This window comes from Reyranella sp., from assembly GCF_017305915.1.
Lineage (GTDB): Bacteria > Pseudomonadota > Alphaproteobacteria > Reyranellales > Reyranellaceae > Reyranella.
Genome location: NZ_JAFKJN010000010.1, coordinates 93,745 through 114,807, shown reverse-complemented (window position 1 = coordinate 114,807; position 21,063 = coordinate 93,745). Strand labels below are relative to the sequence as shown.

The window sequence follows — 21,063 nt, the reverse complement described above, 5'->3', positions numbered from 1 at the left end:
CACGTCTCCTCATGCGGTCCGCGGCACCGGCGGCTGGTTCTGCGGCAGGAAATCCTGCGCGGCGCCAGGGACGCTATAGTCGTAGGCCCAGCGATACGCTACCGGAAGGGTCTTGCCCCAGTTGCCATGCCCGGGCGGCGTTTGCGGCGTCTGCCATTCGAGCGTGGTCGCACCCCAGGGGTTGCCACCGGCCGGGCGGCCTCTCCTGAGGCTCCTGACGAGATTGAACACGAAGACGAGTTGGGCGGCGCCAACGATCAAGGCGACGACCGTGATGAAGGCATTCAGCGTTGCGGTAGAAGGCGGAACAAAAGCCATCTCGCCCATTTCGTAGTACCGGCGCGGCACGCCCATCAGCCCTACGTAGTGCAATGGGAAGAAGATCGCGTAGGCCCCAAGGAATGTGACCCAGAAATGGAGCTTTCCGAGCGTATCGCTGAGAAGCCGACCCGTGACCTTCGGGTACCAATGGTAGATCCCGCCGAAGATGGCGAAAATCGGCGCGATGCCCATCACCATATGGAAATGAGCGACGACGAACATCGTGTCGGACAGAGGCACATCGACGACGACATTGCCGAGGAACAGGCCGGTGAGCCCGCCATTCACGAAGGTGACGATGAAGGCGAGCGCGTACAGCATCGGCACCGTGAGGTGGATGTCGCCGCGCCAGAGCGTGAGAACCCAGTTGTAGACCTTGATGGCGGTGGGGATGGCGATGATCAGGGTCGTGGTGGCGAAAAAATATCCGAAGGCGGGGTGCATGCCGCTCACATACATGTGGTGCGCCCAGACGAGGAAGCTCAGCGCGCCGATCGCCACGAGCGCCCATACCATCATGCGGTAGCCGAAGATGTTCTTCCGCGCGTGGGTGCTGATCAAGTCGGAGATGATGCCGAAGGCAGGAAGCGCGACGATATAGACCTCGGGATGGCCGAAGAACCAGAACAGGTGCTGGAACAGGATCGGGCTCCCTCCCCCATAGGGCAGTTGCTCGCCCATCGACACGATGGCCGGCATGAAGAAGCTCGTGCCGATGACCCGGTCGAGCAGCATCATCACGCTGCCGACAAAGAGTGCCGGGAAGGCGAGCAGCGCCAGGACGGTGGCCGTGAAGATGCCCCAGACCGTGAGCGGCATGCGCAGGAGCGTCATACCCCTCGTGCGCCCTTGCAGCACGGTTACGACATAGTTCAGCCCACCCATGGTGAAGCCGACGATGAAGAGCATCAACGACACGAGCATCACGATGATGCCCCATTGCTTGCCCGGTGTGGTGGCGAGGATCGCCTGCGGCGGGTAGAGGGTCCAACCCGCTCCCGTCGGTCCGCCCGGCACGAAGAAGCTGGCGACGAGAACCAGCACGGCGAGCAGGTAGACCCAGTAGCTCAGCATGTTCACGTAGGGGAAGACCATATCCCGCGCGCCGAGCATCAGCGGGATGAGATAGTTGCCGAAGCCCCCGAGGAACAAGGCCGTCAGAAGATAGATGACCATGATCATCCCGTGCATGGTCATGAACTGATAGTAGCTATCCGCGTCGATGAAGGAGAGCAGTCCCGGAAAACCGAGCTGCAGCCGCATCAGCCAGGACATGACGAGGGCCACCAGGCCGATCGACAGCGCCGTTATGGAGTACTGAATGGCGATGATCTTCGCGTCCTGGGAGAAGACATACTTCGTGATCCAGCTCTTCGGGTGATAGAGCTCGACGTCGGCGACTTCGGCGACCGACAATGATTGGATAACGTTGCTCGTGTCATCGGTCATGGGAACGTCTCCCATTTCCTGTCAGTTGAAGGTTCCTGTTCTGGGGTTCATTTCGTATCCATCGTTAGTTCCCCGCATCCGCCCTGACCGGCGCTCGGAGTTGAGCGAAGCTTTTTTGCTGCAGCAGCCACGTCCGGTGTTCGCTCTCCAGTTCGACCACGACACTGCCGCGCATATGGGAGTGGCCGGTGCCGCAGAGCTCCGCGCAGAGCACCTCGAAAGTGCCAACCCGCGTTGGTGTGAACCAGTAGTAGGTGACGGTGCCGGGAATCATGTCCATCTTGGCGCGGAACTCGGGCACGTAGAAGTCGTGCACGACGTCGAGGGAGCGCAGCAGGATCTTGACCGGCTTGCCGAGCTCCAGGTGAAGCGGCTCGCCCTGGACGATGACGTCGTCTTGCCCGTGCGGATCCTTCGGATCGATGCCTAGCGGGTTGTCCGGGCTGACATAGGCAACGTGGGATGCGCCGAGCCGGCCATCCGCGCCCGGCAAGCGGTAGCTCCACTGCCATTGCTGGCCGACAACCTCGACCGTGACGGCGTCGTCCGGCACCGTGACGAACTGGTGCCAAACGACGAGGCCGGGGGCAAGCATCGCCGCGACGCCGATGCCCGTGCCGATCGAGAGCCACCATTCGAGCCTCGTGCTCTCGGGCTGATAGGCGGCGCGGCTGCCCTCGCGATGCCGGAACCGGAAAACGCAATAAGCCATGAACAACACGACGGCAGCGAAGACGACGCCGGTGATCCAGAAAGTGATGAGAATGGTGTCGTCGATATAGGCCCAGTTGGAGGCGATCGGCGTCCACCACCACGGACTCAGGAGGTGGAACACCACCGAGCCGAGCACGATCAGAGCCAGTGCGACCGCAGTACGCATCCCAACCTCGCCACAGGCGGCACCTTGCGGTGTCAGGAAACGCGTTTCTTCTTGAAATAAAAGTCACACCACAGTTCGACAGGCCGGCCGGTCCGCGGCCTGAAGCGGTCGGCGCCGATGAAAGCAGAGTCGGCAAACACCCCCTGCAAGGCGCCTGCTCGCCGGAGCGCGCCCCAAGGCTTCAACCGTTGCTTCCACTTCGCCATAGTCGAACCATTGGTTCGCTGGGACGATCGCGCGTTAGCGGCGACACAACTCCCACCGTAGCCTCAAGGCAACCAAAGCCTTCAGCCTGCACTTACCGGATATTGTCGGTACCCCTACTGTGGTTGTCAATTTAAAGCCGGGCCGAAGACCGGCGCCCGTACTGCCGTCGAGCGCCGATCCGGTTATTTCTTCTTTCCGTCGGCGGCGAACTGGTTGAGGAAAACGACGATATCGTCGATTTCCTTGTCGGTTTTGAGGCCCGGGAAATCCATCTTGGTGTTGGGGATTTTCGCTTTCGGCCCCTTGATGTACTCCCGGAACGTAGCTTCGTCCCAAACGATGCCGGAATTCTTGTTGGCGGACGAATAGCTGAAGCCTTCGACAGATCCAGCCCGCCGGCCGAAAAGGCCATTCAGCTTCGGCCCGACGGCGTTCTTCGCGGTTTCTCCGATCTGGTGGCAACGGATGCAGTGGAAAGAAAAAATCTTCTGACCTGCGCCGGCATCGCCGGCCGCCGCGGCCGGAGGTGTCAGCGCCGCAAGAATCAACGAAGCCATCAAGGTCCAACGCACCATCGAAGTTCTCCCTGGAACTCGAAGGTGGCCTTTCCGCCGCACCGGCGGCCGAGCCGCACAACCTAGCAATGCGCTTATACTATCGCCGGCCCCTCCAATTCAGAGGCGACGGGCGTCACTTCGATCATGTCCCCGCGCTCACCGCGGCGCAGCTGGTAAGGCCAAAGCACGAAGGCAATTGTCGTTCGGCGCAAACGTCCGGCGGAACACCTTCAGTTCAACAATAGGCCCTTTCCGTCGGCTAAGCTAGCGCCGGACCCTGGAGCCTTTTTCTGTCCCTCCCTGAATCGGCTGGGCTTCCCCGGCGTGGACGGATGGGCCCCGGCCACCGTGCTGGGCGGGAGGCCAGCAGCGATGGCGGAGGTTACTCATTGGATCTCGGGGAGCGCGTCGTGGCCGCGATCGCAGACGGTCAGCCCTGCCGGGGCGGGTGGCGTCATCGTTCCGGGCGGGCGCGGCGAGACTGGCGAAGTGGTCGCAGTGGGCGCGCGCCTCTGGCAGGCCCGGCGGCCTGACCTGTCAGGGCAAGCGACCATACCCGCCGGAAGGGGAGCGTGACTGGCCGCGGCGCCAGCTGTCGCGCCCTCGCGGAAAGCCTGCTCAAATCTCTCCACATGGCGGCCAAACAGGCGTAGAATTTTCGCGTGGTGGATCGCGGCACGTTCGTGGTCACTGTCGCCGCGACCTCCGGACTTCCTGTTCGAGAGGAGGCAGACATGGTCGCGCAGATCCGCAATCCCATCGAATGGGCTTGGGATCACCTCAAGCAGACCGGCCACGCGATGGAGGAGACGGCCCACACGGTCGAAGGCGCCTGGGAAAGCCGGGACGCGGTCGCGCCGATGGTCCGCCGCATCCATGCCGCCGACATCGGCGATGCGCTTGCCAAGGGCGTCAAGGATTTCGGGGCCTGCCGCACGGACGTCATCTTCCTCTGCCTCATCTATCCCGTCGCCGGCCTCGTCATATCGCGCATGGCCGCCGACTACGGCATGGTGGCGCTGGTCTTCCCGCTGATCTCGGGTTTCGCCCTCGTCGGCCCGCTGTTCGGTCTCGGCCTCTACGAGATGAGCCGGCGGCGCGAGATGGGCATCGGCACCGGTTGGGCGGACGCTTTCGCCGTGGTGCGCGCACCAGCGATCGGGGCGATCGTGGTGCTGGGTGCGCTACTGTTCGGGCTGTTCTGCCTGTGGCTGTTCACAGCCAACCTCATCTACATCGTGACCCTCGGGCCCGATTCGCCGGTCTCGGCCACCGCCTTCGCCCGCGATGCGCTGACGACGCCGGCGGGCTGGACGATGATCGTGGTCGGCTGCGGCGTCGGCTTCCTGTTCGCCCTCGTGGCGCTGGTGATCGGCGTCGTCTCCTTCCCGCTGCTGCTCGACCGCAACGTCGGCGTCGGCACGGCCGTCGCCACCTCGGTGCGCGTCGTGCTCACCAATCCCGGACCGATGGCGATGTGGGGCCTGATCATCGCGGGCTCCCTGGTGATCGGCGCCATCCCCCTGCTGGTCGGCCTCGCCATCGTGCTGCCCGTGCTCGGGCACGCGACCTGGCATCTCTACCGCAAGGTGGTGAGTTGAAGTGGCGCTGATTTAGCAAGCCCACGGTTACCGTCAGCTTGGCCCAGGTAAAGGCGAAATTCAGCGAACTGCTGGCCGTTCGAATTCAAAGGGTGCGTCGAGATTTGTGCGGAGGCCGAGCCGGCCGTGTCAACATGCGCCCCAGATGCGCTGCCGCAGGTGATCCCGGCCGAGGCGTCGCCCCATGCCTGGATTTTCAATCGTGCGACTGGTATCCGAAATCAGGCGGTGAAGGCGAACGCACTGTAGCAGTTGCGAACAGCCGAACCTGACCCAGTTGGCTTTTCACGGCCCTCGCCAGCCGAGAATGACGCGCAACAAGGGGCCGATTTTGGCGCAGAACACGGCCTGAACCGTGCGACGCTGGACGCCCCAAAAGTCCGATAGCTCAATGATTTTTCTATTTCTGGCCTTCTAGCTACGGATCAGAAGGTTAGGAGTTCGAATCTCTTCGGGCGCGCCATTATCTCTCCATCAGGGCCTCTCGCTAGACGTGAAGGGCTTCGCCCAGCGCGCGCAAGCTTGCTTCGTGGAACGCTTCTCCAAGCGTCGGATGGGCGTGGATGGTGCCGCCGATGTCTTCCAGCCGCGCGCCCATCTCGAGCGCGAGGCCGAAGGCACCCGATAGTTCCGATACGCCCGCGCCCACGGCGGCGATGCCGAGGACCAGATGATTGTCGGCCCGCGCGGTCACGCGCACGAAGCCTTCCTCGGCACCGAGCGTCAGCGCGCGGCCATTGGCCGACAGTGGAAACATCCCGACATGCACTTCGTGGGCGGCGGCGCGGGCGGCCTCGGGCGAGAGGCCGACGGTGACGATCTCAGGATCGGTGAAACAGACGGCGGGGATCGCGACGGGATCGAACACGCGGCCATGGCCGGCGATGATCTCGGCCACCGCGACGCCCTGCGCCATGGCACGATGCGCCAGCATCGGCTCGCCGGTCAGATCGCCGACCGCCCAGACGTTGTACATGGACGTCGCGCACCGTTCGTCGATCCGCACGAACGCGCCGTTCATCGTGAGATCGAGCCGGTCGAGGCCGAGGCCGGCCGTGCGTGCGCGCCGGCCCGTGGCGACGAGGACCTTGTCGGCCGGGATGTCGCGCCCGGCGCCGCTTTGCTGAGAGACCCGCAGCGCCTTGCCGTCATCGGACAGGCCGGAAGCCTTGGCGCCGGTCAGGACGTCGACCCCCAGCGCTCTCAGGCGGCGGCCCACCGGGCGCGTGAGCTCGGCATCGTATGCCGGCAGGATCCGGTCCTCGGCCTCGACGACGGTGACCTTGGCGCCGAGCTTGGCGAAGGCGGTGCCGAGCTCCAGGCCGATATAGCCCGCGCCGACCACCGCCAACCGCTCCGGCACCGCCGGCAGGGATAAGGCATCGGTCGAGGATATCACGGGGCCTCCGAACGGCAGCGTCGGCAAGCCGGCCGATTCCGATCCGGTGGCGAGCACGACATGCTCCGCCCGCACCGTCTGCGGACCGGTGTCGGCCTCGACGCGGCAGGTCTTGCCGTCGAGCATCTCGGCATGGCCGTGGATGATCTTGACCTTGTGCCGCTTCAGCAGGGCGCCAACCCCGCTGGTGAGACGGCCGACGATGCCGTCCTTCCATTCGACCGTGCGCGCGAAATCGAGGGTCGGCCGCTCGACGCGCACGCCGAACGGCGCCGACGTCGCCTGCTCGCGCGCGTGATGGAACGCGTCGGCCGCGTGAATGATCGCCTTCGACGGGATGCAGCCGACATTGAGGCAGGTGCCGCCCAGCCCGCCTTCGCGCCCGTCCTGCTCGACCAGGACGACGTCGAGGCCGAGCTGGCCGGCCCGGATGGCCGTGACGTAGCCGCCGGGCCCGCCGCCGATCACCAGCACCTTGGCGGAAATTTCAGCCATCTCATCCCTCAATGAAAAGAGTCGCCGGGGCCTCGAGCAGCCCCTTGATGCGCTGGACGAAGCGCGCGGCGGCATAGCCGTCGATCACGCGGTGATCGAACGACGAGGACAGGTTCATCATGGTGCGCGGCACGAACTGCGCGCCCAGCCAGACCGGCCGCACGACCTCGCGATTGACGCCGATGATCGCCACCTCGGGCCGATTGATCACCGGCGTGGTGACGATGCCACCCAGCGCGCCGAGGCTGGTGATGGTGATCGTCGAGCCGGAAAGCTCGGCCCGTGTCGCCGTGCCCTGACGCGCGGCTTCCGCCAGGCGCCGGACTTCCGTCGCGAAGTCCCACAGGCCGCGCGCCTCGCAATGCCGGACGACGGGCACCAGCAGGCCGGCGTTGGTCTGGGTCGCGATGCCGATATGGACGCCGCCATGGCGGTCGATGGTTTCCGCCTCGTCGTCGTAAAGCGCATTCATCTCGGGGAAATCGACAACCGCCCTGACCAGCGCCTGCATCAGGAACGGGATGAGCGTCAGCCGCGGACGATCCGGCCGCTCCTGCGCATTGAGCGTCGTGCGCAGCTCCTCGAGCGCCGTGACATCGACTTCCTCGACATAGGAGAAATGTGCGATCCGCCGCTTCGACTCGGCCATCTTCTGGGCGATGCGCCGGCGCAGCCCCACCATCTTGATGGTCTCGACCTTCGTGTTCGCGACCCGCGCCGCTCCTCCCGCGGCAGGCCCGCCCGCGCCGCGCAGGAAAGCGTCGAGATCGTCATGCGAGATGCGGCCGGCCGGTCCGCTGCCACGCACCTGGCGCAGATCGACGCCGGCGTCGCGCGCGCGCCGGCGCACGGCCGGCGATGCGATCGGCTTGGCGATCGCCGGCCGCGGCAGGGAAGGCGACGCCGCTTCGGCGCGAACGGCGGGTTTCGGCGGCGCGGCCGGTGATGGCGCCTTCTCGGCCGCAGCAGGCTCGGCCTTCTTCGGATCACGGGGCGGTTCGGCCACCGCCTGCTTGGGTGTGGCCACGACCTCGTCGCTGCCGGCGCCGGCGACCTCGAGGCGGACGAGCTCGGCACCGACCGCGAGCACGCTGCCGACCTCGCCGCCCAGGGCAACGACGGTTCCGGCGACCGGCGAGGGAATCTCGACCGTCGCCTTGTCGGTCATGACGGCGGCGAGGATCTGGTCCTCCAGCACCGACTGGCCGACCTCGACATGCCATTCGACGATCTCGGCCTCGGCCACGCCTTCGCCGACATCGGGGAGCTTGACGATGCGGGTGCCCATCTCAAGCCTCCATCACGGCCTTGAGGGCACGACCGACACGCGCCGGCCCCGGGAAGTAGTCCCATTCCTGGGCGTGCGGATAGGGCGTGTCCCAGCCGGTCACGCGCGCGATCGGCGCCTCGAGGCTGTAGAAGCAACGCTCCTGCACGAGCGCCGCCAGCTCGGCGCCGTAGCCGCCGGTCAATGTCGCCTCATGGACGATGACACATCGGCCGGTCTTCTCGACCGACGCGACGATGGTCTCGAGGTCGTAGGGCAGAAGGGTCCGCAGGTCGATCACCTCGGCGTCGATCCCGGTCTCGGCGGCAGCGGCCTCGGCCACGAAGACCATGGTGCCGTAGGCCAGCACCGTCACCGCCGCGCCCGCCCGGCGGATGGCGGCCTTGCCGAGCGGCACCGTGTAGTGACCGTCCGGCACTTCGCCCTGCGCATGTTTGGACCACGGCGTGACGGGCCGGTCGTGATGGCCGTCGAAGGGCCCGTTATAGAGCCGCTTGGGCTCCAGGAAGATCACCGGATCGTTGTCCTCGATCGCCGCGATCAGCAGGCCCTTGGCGTCGTAGGGATTGGACGGGACGACCGTCTTGAGGCCCGCGACATGGACGAACAGGGCCTCCGGACTCTGGCTGTGCGTCTGGCCGCCGAAGATGCCGCCGCCGGTCGGCATGCGCACGACCAGCGGCGCCGTGAACTCACCGTTCGACCGGTAGCGCAAGCGCGCCACCTCCGACACGATCTGGTCATAACCCGGATACATGTAATCGGCGAACTGGATCTCGACGCACGGTCGCAGCCCGTAGGCCGCCATGCCGACGGCAACGCCGACGATGCCGAGCTCGCTGATCGGGGTGTCGAAGCAGCGGCTCATGCCGAACTTCTGCTGCAGGCCCTGGGTGCAGCGGAAGACGCCGCCGAAGTAGCCGACATCCTCGCCGAACACGACGACGTTCTCGTCGCGCTGCATCGAGACGTCCAGGGCATCGCGAATCGCTTCCACCATCGTCTTGCGCGGCACGGCTACACCCCCGCCTGCTGGCGCTGCCGACGCAGGTGCGGCGGCATAGCCTCGTAGACCCCCTCGAACATGTCGCGCGCCGAGGGATGGGGGCCGGAGTGCAGCGTCCCGTGGGCTTCGGCCTCCTTCTGGGTCTCGATCACCGACGCCAGGATCTCCGCCTCGGCTTGCTTGTGCCGCTCCTCCGACCAGGCGCCGAGGCGGATCAGGTGCTGCTTCAGCCGCAGCACGGGGTCGCCCAGCGGCCAGGAGTCGGACTCCATCTTCGGTCGATAGGCCGTGGGGTCGTCCGAGGTGGAATGCGCGCCCACGCGATAGGTCACGTATTCGATCAGCGTCGGTCCGAGATTGCGCCGCGCCCGCTCGACCGCCCATTTCGCGACGGCATGGACGGCGAGGTAATCGTTGCCGTCGACCCGCAGCGCCGGCATGCCGAATCCGAGGCCGCGGGCCGCGAAGGTTCCCGAGCCGCCGCGTGCGATGCCCTGGAAGGTCGAGATCGCCCACTGATTGTTGACGATATTGAGCACCACCGGCGCCTTGTACGTCGAAGCGAACACAAGGGCCGCATGGAAATCGGACTCCGCCGTCGAGCCGTCGCCGATCCAGCCGGCGGCGATCTTCGTGTCCCGCTTTATGGCCGACGCCATCGCCCAGCCCACCGCCTGGACGAACTGGGTGCCGAGATTGCCGGAGATCGAGAAGAAGCCGTGCTCGCGCGAGGAATACATGATCGGCAATTGGCGGCCCTTCAGGGGATCGAGCTCGTTCGAATAGATCTGCGACATCATCTTGAGCATAGGGTAGCCGCCTGCGATCAAGAGGCCGGCCTGCCGATGGGTCGGGAAGTTCATGTCGCCGGGCGAGAGCGCTCTCTGAAAGGCACAGCTCACGGCTTCCTCGCCCATATGCTGCATATAGAAGGACGTCTTGCCCTGGCGTTGCGCCATCAGCATGCGGGCATCGAACGCCCGCAACGTCATCATGTGCCGCAGGCCCTCGAGCAGCGCCTCGGCGCTCAGCTGATTGGCCCATGGCCCCACCGCCTCGCCTTCACGATTGAGCACGCGGATGATCGAATAGGCGAGGTCGCGGATATCTTCGGCAGCGACGTCGACATCGGGGCGCCTGACCTCACCGGCCGGGGCGATCTTTACTTCGCTGAAGTCCGGCGTCCCCCCGGGTCGCACTGCCGGAGCCGGCACGTGGAACGAGAGGCGACCTGGATCAGACATTGGGAACTCCCGGTTCGACGAAGCTGCCGAACACTACCGCCCATTCACGATACCAACCAAGACGCCGATCGAACCCCTTTGTTCCCCTTCCCCCAGGCGCAGGCGGCCCGGTTCCCCGGGGGTGCGTTTTTGCGACGGCTCGCGCTAGGTTGGCGCCGACCCAGCGAGGACTTCGTGCACCCCACCGACAACAGCGCCCAGCGCGCGGCCCAGAGCTATCTCCTTGCCGTCGACGACAAGGAGTTTTTGCTTTCCGACGAGATGCGTCCGCTGCGCTTTGCCTTGGAATACGCCAAGGTCGAGCAGGCGCTGCGCAAGGCCTGCATCGTCTCCACCGTCGTGGTGTTCGGCAGCGCTCGCATCCCGTCGCCCGAGCAGGCCGAGCTGCTGCGCCGCAGCCCGGCATCGAGTCCGCGTATCGACCGGCTGCTGCAGCTCGCCGTCTACTATGAGCGCGCCCGTGCGTTTGCCCGCATCGTCTCGACGCGAGGCGGTGCCCTGCTGGCGGCGAAAGGATGTGGCGAGAACGTCATCGCCACCGGCGGCGGGCCGGGAATCATGGAGGCGGCCAACCGCGGCGCGTTCGAGGCCGGTGCCCCAAGCATCGGCTTCAACATCGGCCTGCCGGCCGAGCAGGAGCCGAACAGTTTCTCCACGCCCGCGCTGACCTTCAAGCTCCACTACTTCGGCATGCGCAAAATGCACCTGGCGATGCGCGCCAACGCGCTGGCGGTCTTTCCGGGCGGCTTCGGCACGCTCGATGAGCTGTTCGAGATCCTGACTCTGCTGCAGACGCGCAAGGCGCCAGCCTTGCCGGTCGTGCTGTTTGGCCGGGATTATTGGCAGAAAGTCATCAACTTCGACGAGATGCTCGCCGATGGCGTGATCGGCGAGCAGGACCTGTCGCTGTTCGAGCTGGTTGACGACCCCGAGGAAGGTTGGGACGCGCTCGTCCGCGGCGGGCTCGATGCGCACCTTCCCTCGGAGACCGTACGACAAGCGGCGCGGGAGGGCTAACGGGCGCGTTCCTGCAGCACGCTCGAGATGGCCTTGAGCACGATCGGGTTGACCAGGAACTCGCGCTGGCTGGCGAAACCGGGGTAGCGGCCGACCGTCGTCGCCTGCAGCGCGGCGGCGAAGCGATCGGCATCCGTCTTGAGCTGGAAGGCGCAGTGCAGGGCAAGGTGATCGCCGTCCTGGATCTCGCCCACGTCATAGGTGCCGCGGGCACCCTGGGCCTCGATCAGCTGCTCGAACAGCGGCGCCAGCGTCCGGTCGTAGCGGCGTCCCACGGGCCCCACGATGCCCACGACCAGGTGCGCCCTTGGGAAGGCGTCGACCCCGCCCAGCACTGCCTGCATCTGCCATCTCCCTTCGCTCGGGGGCACGGATGCATGATTGCCGTGCGACGAGCGTGAGCGGACCGTTATTGCAGCGTTAATAATTGCAGTGGCCGGCGATTTTTGCCGGAAAGGGCGAAGGAGTGGCCTCTGGCGGCCACTCCTTGCGCGTTCGGAGCTAGGCGCGCGGCGGCAGCTCGACCTTCATTTCCTTGAGGCCGCGCTCGAGCACCGGAATCGAGCCGACCGGATTGGTCGAGCATTCGATGGTGGCCGCTTCGAGCTTCTGCATCGGCGCCGAGCCGGACCCTACGGCATTGCGGTAGGTCGTGGTCAGCGCCTTGCAGTAGTTGAGTTGCTGCGGCGTTTGGGCAAACGCCACGCACGCGCAAAAAATCGGTGCGGCGAAAACCGCCCCTTTCAAGATAGCCATGTGAACGTCCCCAAGTAGTAGTCAGTCCTTCCCACAGGACACGACAATGTTAGCCGGCGAACCGAAACGCGCCAGCGGATCAAATTGCAGCTTCATCCTTGTCGCGGGAAAGTGGTTGCAGAAGGAGGCGTCCTATGTCGCGCGGTGTGCGGTCACTCAGTATCGACGTCGATGACGATCGAGGCGTGTCGGGTTTGTTGCGGTCGGCGCCTGACGCGCAGTGTTGCTACGTGCTCGCGCACGGCGCCGGTGCCGGCATGACGCATCCCTTCATGGCGTGCGTCGCGGACGCGCTTGCCGAGCGCGGTGTCGCGACGTTGCGCTATCAGTTCCCATATATGGAGCAAGGCGGACGTCGGCCCGATCCGCCGGCGCTCGCGCACGCGACGGTCCGTGCCGCGGTGGCGAAGGCGGCCGAGCTCATGCCCGGCCTGCCGCTGATCGCCGGCGGCAAGTCGTTCGGCGGCCGCATGACCTCGCAGGCTGAGGCAGCCGAGCCGCTCGACGGTGTATGCGGCCTCGCCTTCCTCGGCTTCCCCTTGCATCCGGCCGGCAAGCCGTCCGATGCGCGGGCGAAACACCTTGGCGAGGTGAAGGTGCCGATGCTCTTCCTCCAGGGCACGCGCGATGCGCTGGCCGACACGGCGCTGCTCGAGCCGATGGTGGCCGGACTCGGCAAGCGCGCCACGCTCCACTTGTTCGACGACGCCGACCATTCGTTCCACGTGCCGGCGCGCAGCGGCCGCAAGGACGCCGATGTCCTGCGCGAGATGATGGACGCGCTCGCAGCCTGGGCGGATCGGATCGCGAAGGCCTGACGTCAGCCGGCTTGCGCCTTGTCCTGCTGGATGCGCATGCGGCAGAGCGCGATCGCTTTCTGCGCCGTGCCGCTTTGCTTCGACGAGGGCTCGAGCTCGAGGAAGCGCTGCCAGGTGACGAGCGCCTCGCCGCAGCGATCGAGCTGGGTCAGCAGCAGCGCGAGATTGAAATGGGCGTCGGCATAGTCGGGCTGCGCCTGCACGGCCCGGCGGTAGGTGGCGATCGCGAGATCGGTCTGCCGCTCGTCCTCCGCTGCGTGAGCGAGATTGTACCAGGCCTCGGCGAACGCCGGGTCGCGCGCCACCGCAATCTGCCACGCGATCTTGGCCTCGGTCGGTCGGCCCTGCGCCTGGAACACGTTGCCGAGATTGAACGGCAGCACAGGATCGGCCGCGTCGGCGCGCATCGCCGTGGTGTAGAGGCTCTCGGCGGTGGCGAGGTCGCCCTGTTCCTCGGCCTGCTCCGCGTCGACCAGCAGGTCGTCGATGCTGCGCGGCGTCTGGTCGAGGGGCATCGTCAGCTGGCCGCTGAGCTCGGCGAGCTGGCCCGCGATCTCGCGTACCAGCTCGCCCGACGGGCCCTCGGTCAGCCGCGCCTCGGCGAGATGGCTGCCGCGCCGGCCGAGCGCCAGCGAGGCTTCGAGCACGTCGGGAAGAAGCACGCCGCGCTTCAGCAGGCGCGCCGCCTCGCGCACCGCCACGAGGTCGCGATAGCTGAATTTGTCGTCGACCGGCTCGAGCACGTCGAACAGGACGAGACAGGCGGCCAGATCGCGCGACAGGCCGGTCAGCCGCTCGATGTCGGCCCAGCCCATGCTGCGATCGACCGCCGGCGGCGGCTCGCGCAGGCCGAGCTGCCAGCGCAGCACGTTCTCGCTGATCAGCGGCGCCTTGGCCGACAGGCCGGTGGGCAGCCGCAACCGTCCATCGTTCAGCACCTTGGAGATGGCGGAATGGCCGAAGACGATCGTCGTCACCGATGCCGCCGGCCGGGTCGCGAGCTTGGCGCCCTGCGCGCGCACCAGCTGGTCGAGCCGTCGCCGCGTCAGGCCCTGGATGCGGCCGACGATGAAGAGCGTTTGTCCGGCGAGGCGCATCGGGCCTCCTGCCTTCAGCGCGCGGCTTTGCGCGCCGCCGCCTTGCGAGGCGGTGCCTTGCGCGCGGTCTGGTCCGCCGTGGCGGGCGTCTCCGCCGGCTTCTTGCTGGGCGCAGGCGGCCGGCGCAGGTTGGCTTCGCCGGCCTCGAGGCTGCGCCGCAGGGCGTCCATGATGTCCACCACATTGGCCGGCTCCGCCGCTTCGGGCACGGCGAAGGCTTCGCCGGCCTGCTTGGCGCGCAGCATCGCGACCACGGCCTCCTCGTAGCGGTCGGTGAAGCTGTCGGGCGCGAAGGTTCCGGATTTGCGGGCGATGATCTCCTGGGCGATGTCGAGCATCTCTCCCGGCAGCCGGACGTCGCCGATCGGATCGAACACCTCGGCGTCCTGCCGGATCTCGTAGGGATAGCGCAGCGTCGTCGCCAGCATGCCCTTGCCGCGCGGCTGCAGCATCAGCATGCGCTCGCGGCGGCTCAGCACGACCCGGCCGATGCCGACCACCTTCTTGGCGATCATGGCATCGCGGATGACGGCGAAGGCCTCCTCGGCGACCTTGGCGTCCGGCGCGAGGTAGTAGGGGCTGTCGAGGTAGATCGGATCGATCTCGGCCTGGGGCACGAAGGTCTCGATCTCGAGCGTCTTGGTGGTCTCGATCTTCAGCGCCTCGAGGTCGGCGTCCTCGACCAGGACATACTGACCCTTGGCGGCCGCGTAGCCCTTGACGCGGTCGGCCGTGTCGACCGGCTCGCCGCTCACCGAATCGACCAGATTCTGCTTCAGCCGGTTGCCGGTCTTGCGGTTCAGCGTGTTGAACGACACCCGCTCGGACGACGAGCTCGCGCTGTAGAGCGCCACCGCGCAGGAGACCAGCGACAGCTTGAGATAGCCCTTCCACGACGACCGCGGCATCAACTCCCTCCAACGCGTTGCGGAGTCGATTTTAGGGCAGCCGCCGCCGCCGGTCCAACCGCCGCCCGTTACTTCGGCGTGGCCGCCTGACTGGGAACGCGACGCTCGTCCTTGTAGTCCGGCATCGCCTTGAGCTGATCCTTGTTGAGGTCGGTGCTCAGTACGACCGACTTGCCGTCGCGGGTCCGCTTGAGGTCCCTCCACTTCACCGCGACATCCTTGGAGCCGACACCGAGGAAGCCGCCGACCGCGATCACCACCGTCTTGATGCTGCCGGACGCGTCGACATAGAGGTCCTGCACCGTGCCGACCGTGTCGCGATTCTGGTTTCGCACCTTGGCGCCGATCGCCGCATTGGCCGAGACATCGCCCTGGGCGTCGAAATCGCCGGTCGATTCGGTGGTCGCGGCCGAAGGGTGAGAGGCCGTCGGCCGGTCGCGGGCCGCGCGGCGAGTTGTCGAGTCCGCAACTCGGTCGTGCGTCGCTTTAGGCCACTTGCTGCGCGCGCCGTGCTGCTAACATGGCAGCATGAAGCTTCGATCGGGCGTCGCGATGGCCGCCGCACTGCTGGGCATGGGCGAGGCGGCCGCTCAGACCGCCGACTTCAAGTGTGCCGAGCCCGGTACAGCCGTGGAGTACTCGAATCTGCGAAAGACGGCCTGGGCCTGGCCGGAGGACGATCACTGCCGGCTGTTCATCCAGGGATCGGGCATGCTGGACGGATACCTGGCGTGGTATGCGCCGACCATTGAGCTGTCGGGCCATCAGCTCGAGACCTTTCCGGTGCAGGTCAAGCCGCGCGCGCTGTGGCCGCTGGCCGTCAACAAGACGATCGCCGCGCGCTACTTCGGGCCGTCGCAGCGCTCGTCGCGAACCCTGGTCACGATCGATCTGTCCTATCGGGTGGAGCGTTACGAGCGGCTCGACACGTCGGCGGGCCGCTTCGATGCCTTCCTGGTCGTCGCGCGCCAGAAGGCGATCGGCGGATCGAGCGAGATCGTGCTGCGCGAATGGTATGCGCCATCGCCGGGCGTGATCGTGAAGTACGACTATCGGCAGGCCGATGGCGGCGGCGAGGTCGCCGAGGCGACGTCGATCTCCCGCCGTTAGGTCAGCCGTCGCTAATGCGGCGGAAGCGGCCGCGGAAGCTGCGCGATGTCAGCCAAGCGGCGGCCGGCTCGCCGGCGGGTCCGCCGGCTTCGGTGCCGACGGGGCGGTTGGCGCGTGGGCGACCAGGCCGGCCGCCTGCAGCAGCACCCGCGCGGCCTCCTTCGCCGCCCGGGCGACCGTCGGGTCCTTACGCACCAGGGCGGCGGCGATTGCGCCGTCGACCAGCAGCAGGAGCTGTAGCGACAGGCCCTCGGGGTCGGGAGCGCCGCCGAGCTCGAGCAGGGCGCGGAACCACTGCCGGCGCCGCTCCTTGAACTGCAGGGCGATGGCGTTGGCGGCGTGCCGCGGGTCCTTGAGCTCGGCGACCGCGTTGACGAAGGCGCAGCCGCGGAAGCCGTCCCAGCCGAACGCCCGCTCCAGCCGGTCGAAGTCGTCCAGGATCTGCTGCGCCGGCGGGGCGTCCGTGGTCGGGATCTCCCGCAGCCGCCGCTGCAGATAGGCCACGATCAGGGTGTCCTTGCTGGGGTAGTGATTGTAGAGCGTGCGCTTGCTGATGCCGGCTTCGGCCGCGATGGTGTCGACGCCGATCACCGTGCCCTGACCGTAGAACAGCCGGTCGGCCGTCTCGAGAATGCGCTCGCTGGCTGGTTTTCGGCTCATTTGCACCGCCTTGTGTAGCGGCCGACAGGTTAGTACACAGACTTGTGCATAGTACACAGGTCTGTGTATATTACACAGACCTGTGTAATGCCCAATCGTCCGATCCTGATCGCCGTCGCCCTGATGCTGAGCCTCGCCATGGGCCTGCGCCAGAGCCTCGGCCTGTTCCTCCAGCCGCTGACCCGGGATCTCGGACTCGCGGTCGCCGACTTCACTTTGGCCATTGCCGTCCAGAACATCGCCTGGGGAGTACTGCAGCCGATCGCCGGCGGCTTCTCGGCCCGGCTGGGCTTCCGCCGGACCCTGGTGACCGGCGCTGTCTGCTATGTCGCGGGGCTGCTGGTCCTGGCATCAGCCCGCGGGCTGGTCGGCGTGACGATCGGGGCGGGAGTCCTGATCGGGGGTGCACTGGCCTGTACCGCCTCGGCCATGGCGCTGGCGGTGGCTGCGCGGGCGGTGCCCGTGGCGGTCCGTAGCACCGTGCTCGGCCTGGTGACGGCCGGGGGCTCGCTGGGCTCGATCGTGGCCGCGCCGCTCGGCCAGGTCCTTGCCGAGGGCTGGGGCTGGCGGGCCGGCGTGCTCGGTTTCGCCGCGCTGGCCATCATGATGATCCCGGCGGCCTGGCTCGCGGGCCGGGTAGACAGGGTGGTGTTGCCCTCACGCGGGACGGGTGCAGACGACACGACGGCCCGGGCAGCCCTGGCGGCCGCCTTCGCCCACCGCGGCTTCCTGGTGATGGCCGGAGCCTACTGCGTCTGTGGCATGCAGCTCATCTTCCTGGCCACCCACCTGCCGTCCTACCTGGCGCTGTGCGGCATGGACCCGATGCTGAGCGCCCAGGCGCTGGCCGTGATCGCGGCGTTCAACGTCGCCGGCAGCCTGTTCTTCGGTTGGGCCGGGGGCCGCTGGCCCAAGCAGGCCTTGCTGGGCGGGCTCTACATCGCCCGCTCGATCGTGCTGGCGATCTACTTCGCCCAGCCGCCGACACCGATCGGTTCCCTGGTCTTCGCGGCAGCCATGGGTTTCCTTTGGCTGGGCGTCGGCCCGCTGATCTCGGGCTCGGTGGCCGAGATGTTCGGTTTGCGCTGGCAGGCGATGATCCAGGGCCTCGCCTTCATGAGCCACCAGGTCGGCAGCTTCGCCGGCGCGCTGGGCGGCGGCGTGCTGTTCGACCTGATGGGCAGCTACGATCTCGCCTGGAAGATCGGGGTCGGCTGCGGCCTCGTCGCCGGCACCTTGCAGCTCCTCTTCGCCGCGCCGAAGCCGCCGCGTCTGGAGCCCGCGCCGAACGCTGGTTAAAGTGGCGCGATGCGCGTCTTCCTGATTACCGGTGCCTCCTCGGGCATCGGCGCCGCCGCCGCCCGGACCCTGGCCGCTCCCGACACCGCCATTGCCCTGCACGCCCGCAAGAACCGCGCGGGCGCCGAGCGCGTCGCCCAAGCGGTCGCCGCCGCCGGGGCCGAGACGCTGATCGTCGAAGGCGACCTCGCCCAGCCCGGCACCGGCATGCGGCTGGTCGAGGAGACGGTGGCACGCTTCGGCAAGCTCGACGGCGTGGTCAGCAACGCAGGCTTCGCCGATCGCCGGCTGGTCGGCGAGATCGATCGCGCGGCGTGGGACGCCTCGCTCGCGGCCATGACCTCGGCCTTCTTCGAGCTCGCGACTGCCGCCAAGCCGTGGCTGGTCAAGGCGGGCCGCGAGGGCCGGCTGGTCGGCGTCTCGTCCTTCGTGGCGCATGCCTTCGCGCGCGGCATCATGACCTTCCCGGCTTCGGCCGCTGCCAAGGCGGGCATGGAGGCGCTGGCCAAGGCATTGGCCGCCGACCTCGCGCCGAGCGGCGCCACCGTCAACTGCGTGGCGCCGGGCTTCATCGAGAAGGACGCCGACGGCCACGCCGCCGTGCCGCGCGAGCGCATGGCCAAGGTGAGCGAATCGATTCCCATGCGCCGCTACGGCAAGCCGGCGGAGGTCGCGGCAGTGATCGCTTTCCTGTGCTCGCCGGCGGCGAGCTACGTCACCGGCCAGACCATCCACGTCAACGGCGGGCTGACTTTATACCGGTCAGCTCGAGGCTGAGCTTTCGCAAGCTGGCGCGCGCCTTGGCGTCGTAAGCCTGAGGATTGGCGCGGCTTTCGTTCATGACGTTGAAGTAGAGGCCGCTCCTGCCGTCGAGCTTCGGAGACACCGCGAGCTGCAGGATCGCGTCGGCGCCGGTCTCGACGCTGCTGAGCGGTGAATTGCCCGACTGCTTCACCATGGTGGTGTTCATGTAGGTCGAGGGATGCAGGCAGTTGGCGATGACGCCGGCGCCCTTCAGCTCCTCGGCGAGGTCGACCGTGAACAGGATCTGCGCCAGCTTGCTCTGGCGATAGGCGCGACTGCCGCTGTAGCCCCTGGTCAGCATCACGTCGCCGAAGTCGATCGCCTCCTGCCCGGCCGAGGAGACGTTGACGATCCGCGCCGGCGCCGCCGTCTTGACCAGCGGCAGCAGCAGATGCGTGAGCAGGAAGCCCGCGAGGTAGTTCACCGCGAAGCGCAGCTCGTGGCCGTCGGCGCTCTCCTGGCGGCCGGGCCTGTCGCCGGCCGTGCCGATGCCGGCGTTGTTGATCAGCAGCTCCAGCCGGTCCGTCTGCTGCTTCACCGCGTCGGCGAGCCGCCGCACCGCTGCAAGCGACGCGAGGTCGGCCTCGAGGAACGTGGCTTTGCCGCCGGCGCCTTCGATCTCGCGCACCAACGCCTCGCCGCGCTCCTGGCTGCGGCCATGGACCAGCAGCCGCCAGCCCTGCGCGCCGAGACGCCTGGCGACGACCCGGCCGACGCCGTCGGTCGCGCCGGTGATGAGGGCGGTCTTCATGGGATCGACCTCACCAACCGCACGATGTCGATGCCCTTGGCGTCGATGCCGAACCAGTCGAGATAGATCGGCACCTGGTGGTCGAGCGTGTGGCGGCCGTGATGGATGCGCCGGCCGTGGGTGCGGGCGCGCTGCAGCAGCGGCGTCTCGGCCGGGCTCATGATCACCTCGGCGACCAGCACCTCGGGCGCCAGCATCATCGGATCGAACGGCAGCGGATCGTTGGGCCGCAGGCCGAGCGGCGTCGCATTGATGGCGTAGTGGATGCCCTTGGGCGGCATGTCGACATTCGCCACCGGCACGTTGGGATAGAATTTGGAGAGTCGCGCGACGGCGGCATCGGCGCGCGCGTCGTCGAGCTCGGTGACCAGCAGCCGGCCGACGCCGGCCTCGCACAGCGCCGCGGCGATCGCGCCGCCGACGCCGCCCAGGCCGACCAGCCAGACGCTGGCGCCGTGCACGCGATGGCCCGCTGCCTCCAGCCCGCGCACGAAGCCCAGGCCGTCGCCGATGTCGCCGACCAGCTGGGCGCCGTCGCGCTTGACCATGTTGACGCTGCCCGCCGCCTGGGCGCGCGGCGACACGCGATCGAGCAGCGGCAGGATCGCCGTTTTGTGCGGGATCGTGACGGTGAAACCCGCAAGGTTGCGCAGCTTGCCGCGCAGGCCGTCGAGCATGAGCTGCAGCAGCGGCGCGCCGCCCTCGAAGGGCAGCCACACCGCATTGGCCCCGACCGCGGCGAAGACCTGCGGCATGATTCCGGTCATCCGCAGCTGGCGGATCGGATCGCCGATCGTGCCGTAGAGGCGCGTGGCGCCGTTGACCGAGAACAGTCCGGTGAAGACGGGCGGTTCCGGCTGCGCCATGCGCCTCCCCGGCGGGCTAGAGGTGTTTCAGGACGTTCTCGGCCGCCGACACCTCGAAGGCGCCCGGCTTCTCGACGAACAGGTCCTTGATGACGCCGTCCTGGACGATCATGGCGTAGCGCTGGCTGCGCACGCCCATGCCGTTCTTGGTGAGGTCCATGCTGAGACCCATGGCGTTGGTGAACTCCGCACCGCCGTCGCCCAGCATGATCACCTTGTCGCCAGCCTTCTGGTCCTTGCCCCAGGCGCCCATGACGAAGGCGTCGTTGACCGAGATGCAGGCGATGGTGTCGACACCCTTGGCCTTGATCTGGTCGAACGAGTTGACGAAGCCCGGCACGTGCTTGGCCGAGCAGGTCGGCGTGAAGGCGCCCGGCAGGGCGAAGGCAACGACCTTCTTGCCGGCGGGGAACAGCTCTTCGGTGGTGATGGCTTTGGGCCCCTCGGGGCCGATCGTCCGCAGCGTTGCGCTGGGGACCTTGTCGCCGACCTTGACCATGTCTCTTGCTCCTCTTGTCAATCGCGGTTGA

General features: G+C 67.3%; 22 protein-coding genes. 6 read left to right on the top strand and 16 right to left on the bottom strand.

Features of this window, described 5'->3' with window-relative positions:
• Positions 1–9 precede the first annotated feature (9 nt).
• From J0J01_RS08320 to J0J01_RS08310, 3 genes are all read right to left on the bottom strand, one after another.
• Complete coding sequence (locus J0J01_RS08320; RefSeq protein WP_296379800.1) at positions 10–1,770, bottom strand: cbb3-type cytochrome c oxidase subunit I; 1,761 nt, start codon at positions 1,768–1,770, stop codon at positions 10–12.
• Positions 1,771–1,834: 64 nt separating this feature from the next.
• Positions 1,835–2,650, bottom strand: a complete 816-nt coding sequence (locus J0J01_RS08315; RefSeq protein WP_296379799.1) for a cytochrome c oxidase subunit II — start codon at positions 2,648–2,650, stop codon at positions 1,835–1,837.
• Positions 2,651–3,039: 389 nt separating this feature from the next.
• Positions 3,040–3,432, bottom strand: coding sequence for a cytochrome c family protein (locus J0J01_RS08310; RefSeq protein ID WP_296379798.1), 393 nt, complete (start codon positions 3,430–3,432; stop codon positions 3,040–3,042).
• Positions 3,433–4,148: 716 nt separating this feature from the next.
• Here J0J01_RS08310 and J0J01_RS08305 point away from each other — a divergent pair.
• A complete protein-coding gene (locus J0J01_RS08305; RefSeq protein ID WP_296379797.1) occupies positions 4,149–5,015 on the top strand; it encodes a DUF2189 domain-containing protein in 867 nt (288 codons plus the stop codon).
• Between the two features lie 487 nt (positions 5,016–5,502).
• Here the strand turns inward: J0J01_RS08305 and lpdA are convergent, their stop codons facing one another.
• Genes lpdA through J0J01_RS08285 form a run of 4 tightly spaced genes read right to left on the bottom strand, consistent with a single transcriptional unit; the run spans position 5,503 to position 10,447 of the window.
• The gene (gene lpdA, locus J0J01_RS08300) at positions 5,503–6,909 is read right to left on the bottom strand and encodes a dihydrolipoyl dehydrogenase (RefSeq protein WP_296379796.1); all 1,407 of its coding nucleotides are present in this window, start codon (positions 6,907–6,909) and stop codon (positions 5,503–5,505) included.
• 1 nt (position 6,910) lies between these two features.
• A complete protein-coding gene (locus J0J01_RS08295; RefSeq protein WP_296379795.1) occupies positions 6,911–8,197 on the bottom strand; it encodes a dihydrolipoamide acetyltransferase family protein in 1,287 nt (428 codons plus the stop codon).
• Between the two features lies 1 nt (position 8,198).
• Positions 8,199–9,212, bottom strand: coding sequence for an alpha-ketoacid dehydrogenase subunit beta (locus J0J01_RS08290; protein ID WP_296379794.1), 1,014 nt, complete (start codon positions 9,210–9,212; stop codon positions 8,199–8,201).
• Positions 9,213–9,214: 2 nt separating this feature from the next.
• Entirely contained in the window at positions 9,215–10,447 is a 1,233-nt protein-coding gene (locus J0J01_RS08285; RefSeq protein ID WP_296379793.1) for a 3-methyl-2-oxobutanoate dehydrogenase (2-methylpropanoyl-transferring) subunit alpha, read from the bottom strand.
• Positions 10,448–10,621: 174 nt separating this feature from the next.
• Here J0J01_RS08285 and J0J01_RS08280 point away from each other — a divergent pair, with 174 nt between their 5' ends.
• On the top strand, positions 10,622–11,464 hold the full coding sequence (locus J0J01_RS08280; RefSeq protein WP_296379792.1) for an LOG family protein: 843 nt from the start codon (positions 10,622–10,624) through the stop codon (positions 11,462–11,464).
• On the opposite strand, the gene J0J01_RS08275 is transcribed toward J0J01_RS08280, so the two are convergent.
• Both J0J01_RS08275 and J0J01_RS08270 read right to left on the bottom strand, forming a co-directional pair.
• Positions 11,461–11,808, bottom strand: a complete 348-nt coding sequence (locus tag J0J01_RS08275) for a hypothetical protein (RefSeq protein WP_296379791.1) — start codon at positions 11,806–11,808, stop codon at positions 11,461–11,463. The genes J0J01_RS08280 and J0J01_RS08275 overlap by 4 nt on opposite strands.
• 157 nt (positions 11,809–11,965) lie before the next feature.
• Complete coding sequence (locus J0J01_RS08270; RefSeq protein WP_296379790.1) at positions 11,966–12,169, bottom strand: hypothetical protein; 204 nt, start codon at positions 12,167–12,169, stop codon at positions 11,966–11,968.
• A gap of 185 nt (positions 12,170–12,354) precedes the next feature.
• Between J0J01_RS08270 and J0J01_RS08265 the strand changes: the two genes are divergently transcribed.
• The gene (locus J0J01_RS08265; protein WP_296379789.1) at positions 12,355–13,038 is read left to right on the top strand and encodes an alpha/beta family hydrolase; all 684 of its coding nucleotides are present in this window, start codon (positions 12,355–12,357) and stop codon (positions 13,036–13,038) included.
• Positions 13,039–13,040: 2 nt separating this feature from the next.
• Here J0J01_RS08265 and J0J01_RS08260 read toward each other — a convergent pair whose 3' ends face one another.
• The 3 genes from J0J01_RS08260 to J0J01_RS08250 form a co-directional block, all read right to left on the bottom strand.
• A complete protein-coding gene (locus J0J01_RS08260; protein ID WP_296379788.1) occupies positions 13,041–14,135 on the bottom strand; it encodes a tetratricopeptide repeat protein in 1,095 nt (364 codons plus the stop codon).
• A 14-nt stretch (positions 14,136–14,149) separates the two neighbouring features.
• A complete protein-coding gene (locus J0J01_RS08255) occupies positions 14,150–15,043 on the bottom strand; it encodes a Ku protein (protein WP_296379787.1) in 894 nt (297 codons plus the stop codon).
• Positions 15,044–15,111: 68 nt separating this feature from the next.
• Complete coding sequence (locus tag J0J01_RS08250) at positions 15,112–15,390, bottom strand: PRC-barrel domain-containing protein (protein WP_296379937.1); 279 nt, start codon at positions 15,388–15,390, stop codon at positions 15,112–15,114.
• A gap of 181 nt (positions 15,391–15,571) precedes the next feature.
• On the opposite strand from J0J01_RS08250, the gene J0J01_RS08245 reads away from it, so the two are divergent.
• Positions 15,572–16,153: a hypothetical protein gene (locus tag J0J01_RS08245; RefSeq protein WP_296379786.1), complete on the top strand. Its 582-nt coding sequence runs from the start codon at positions 15,572–15,574 to the stop codon at positions 16,151–16,153.
• A gap of 48 nt (positions 16,154–16,201) precedes the next feature.
• Here J0J01_RS08245 and J0J01_RS08240 read toward each other — a convergent pair whose 3' ends face one another.
• Complete coding sequence (locus J0J01_RS08240) at positions 16,202–16,813, bottom strand: TetR/AcrR family transcriptional regulator (RefSeq protein WP_296379785.1); 612 nt, start codon at positions 16,811–16,813, stop codon at positions 16,202–16,204.
• Between the two features lie 87 nt (positions 16,814–16,900).
• Between J0J01_RS08240 and J0J01_RS08235 the strand changes: the two genes are divergently transcribed.
• The gene (locus J0J01_RS08235; RefSeq protein ID WP_296379784.1) at positions 16,901–18,112 is read left to right on the top strand and encodes an MFS transporter; all 1,212 of its coding nucleotides are present in this window, start codon (positions 16,901–16,903) and stop codon (positions 18,110–18,112) included.
• A gap of 9 nt (positions 18,113–18,121) precedes the next feature.
• Entirely contained in the window at positions 18,122–18,889 is a 768-nt protein-coding gene (locus J0J01_RS08230; protein ID WP_296379783.1) for an SDR family oxidoreductase, read from the top strand.
• Here the strand turns inward: J0J01_RS08230 and J0J01_RS08225 are convergent.
• From J0J01_RS08225 to J0J01_RS08215, 3 genes are read right to left on the bottom strand one after another with little or no spacing between them, the layout of a single operon-like run.
• On the bottom strand, positions 18,849–19,667 hold the full coding sequence (locus tag J0J01_RS08225; RefSeq protein WP_296379782.1) for an SDR family NAD(P)-dependent oxidoreductase: 819 nt from the start codon (positions 19,665–19,667) through the stop codon (positions 18,849–18,851). The two genes, J0J01_RS08230 and J0J01_RS08225, sit on opposite strands and share 41 nt — an antisense overlap.
• Positions 19,664–20,533: a hypothetical protein gene (locus J0J01_RS08220; RefSeq protein WP_296379781.1), complete on the bottom strand. Its 870-nt coding sequence runs from the start codon at positions 20,531–20,533 to the stop codon at positions 19,664–19,666. The genes J0J01_RS08225 and J0J01_RS08220 overlap by 4 nt, the downstream gene beginning before the upstream one ends.
• Before the next feature lie 16 nt (positions 20,534–20,549).
• Positions 20,550–21,032, bottom strand: coding sequence for a peroxiredoxin (locus tag J0J01_RS08215; RefSeq protein ID WP_296379780.1), 483 nt, complete (start codon positions 21,030–21,032; stop codon positions 20,550–20,552).
• Positions 21,033–21,063 lie beyond the last annotated feature (31 nt).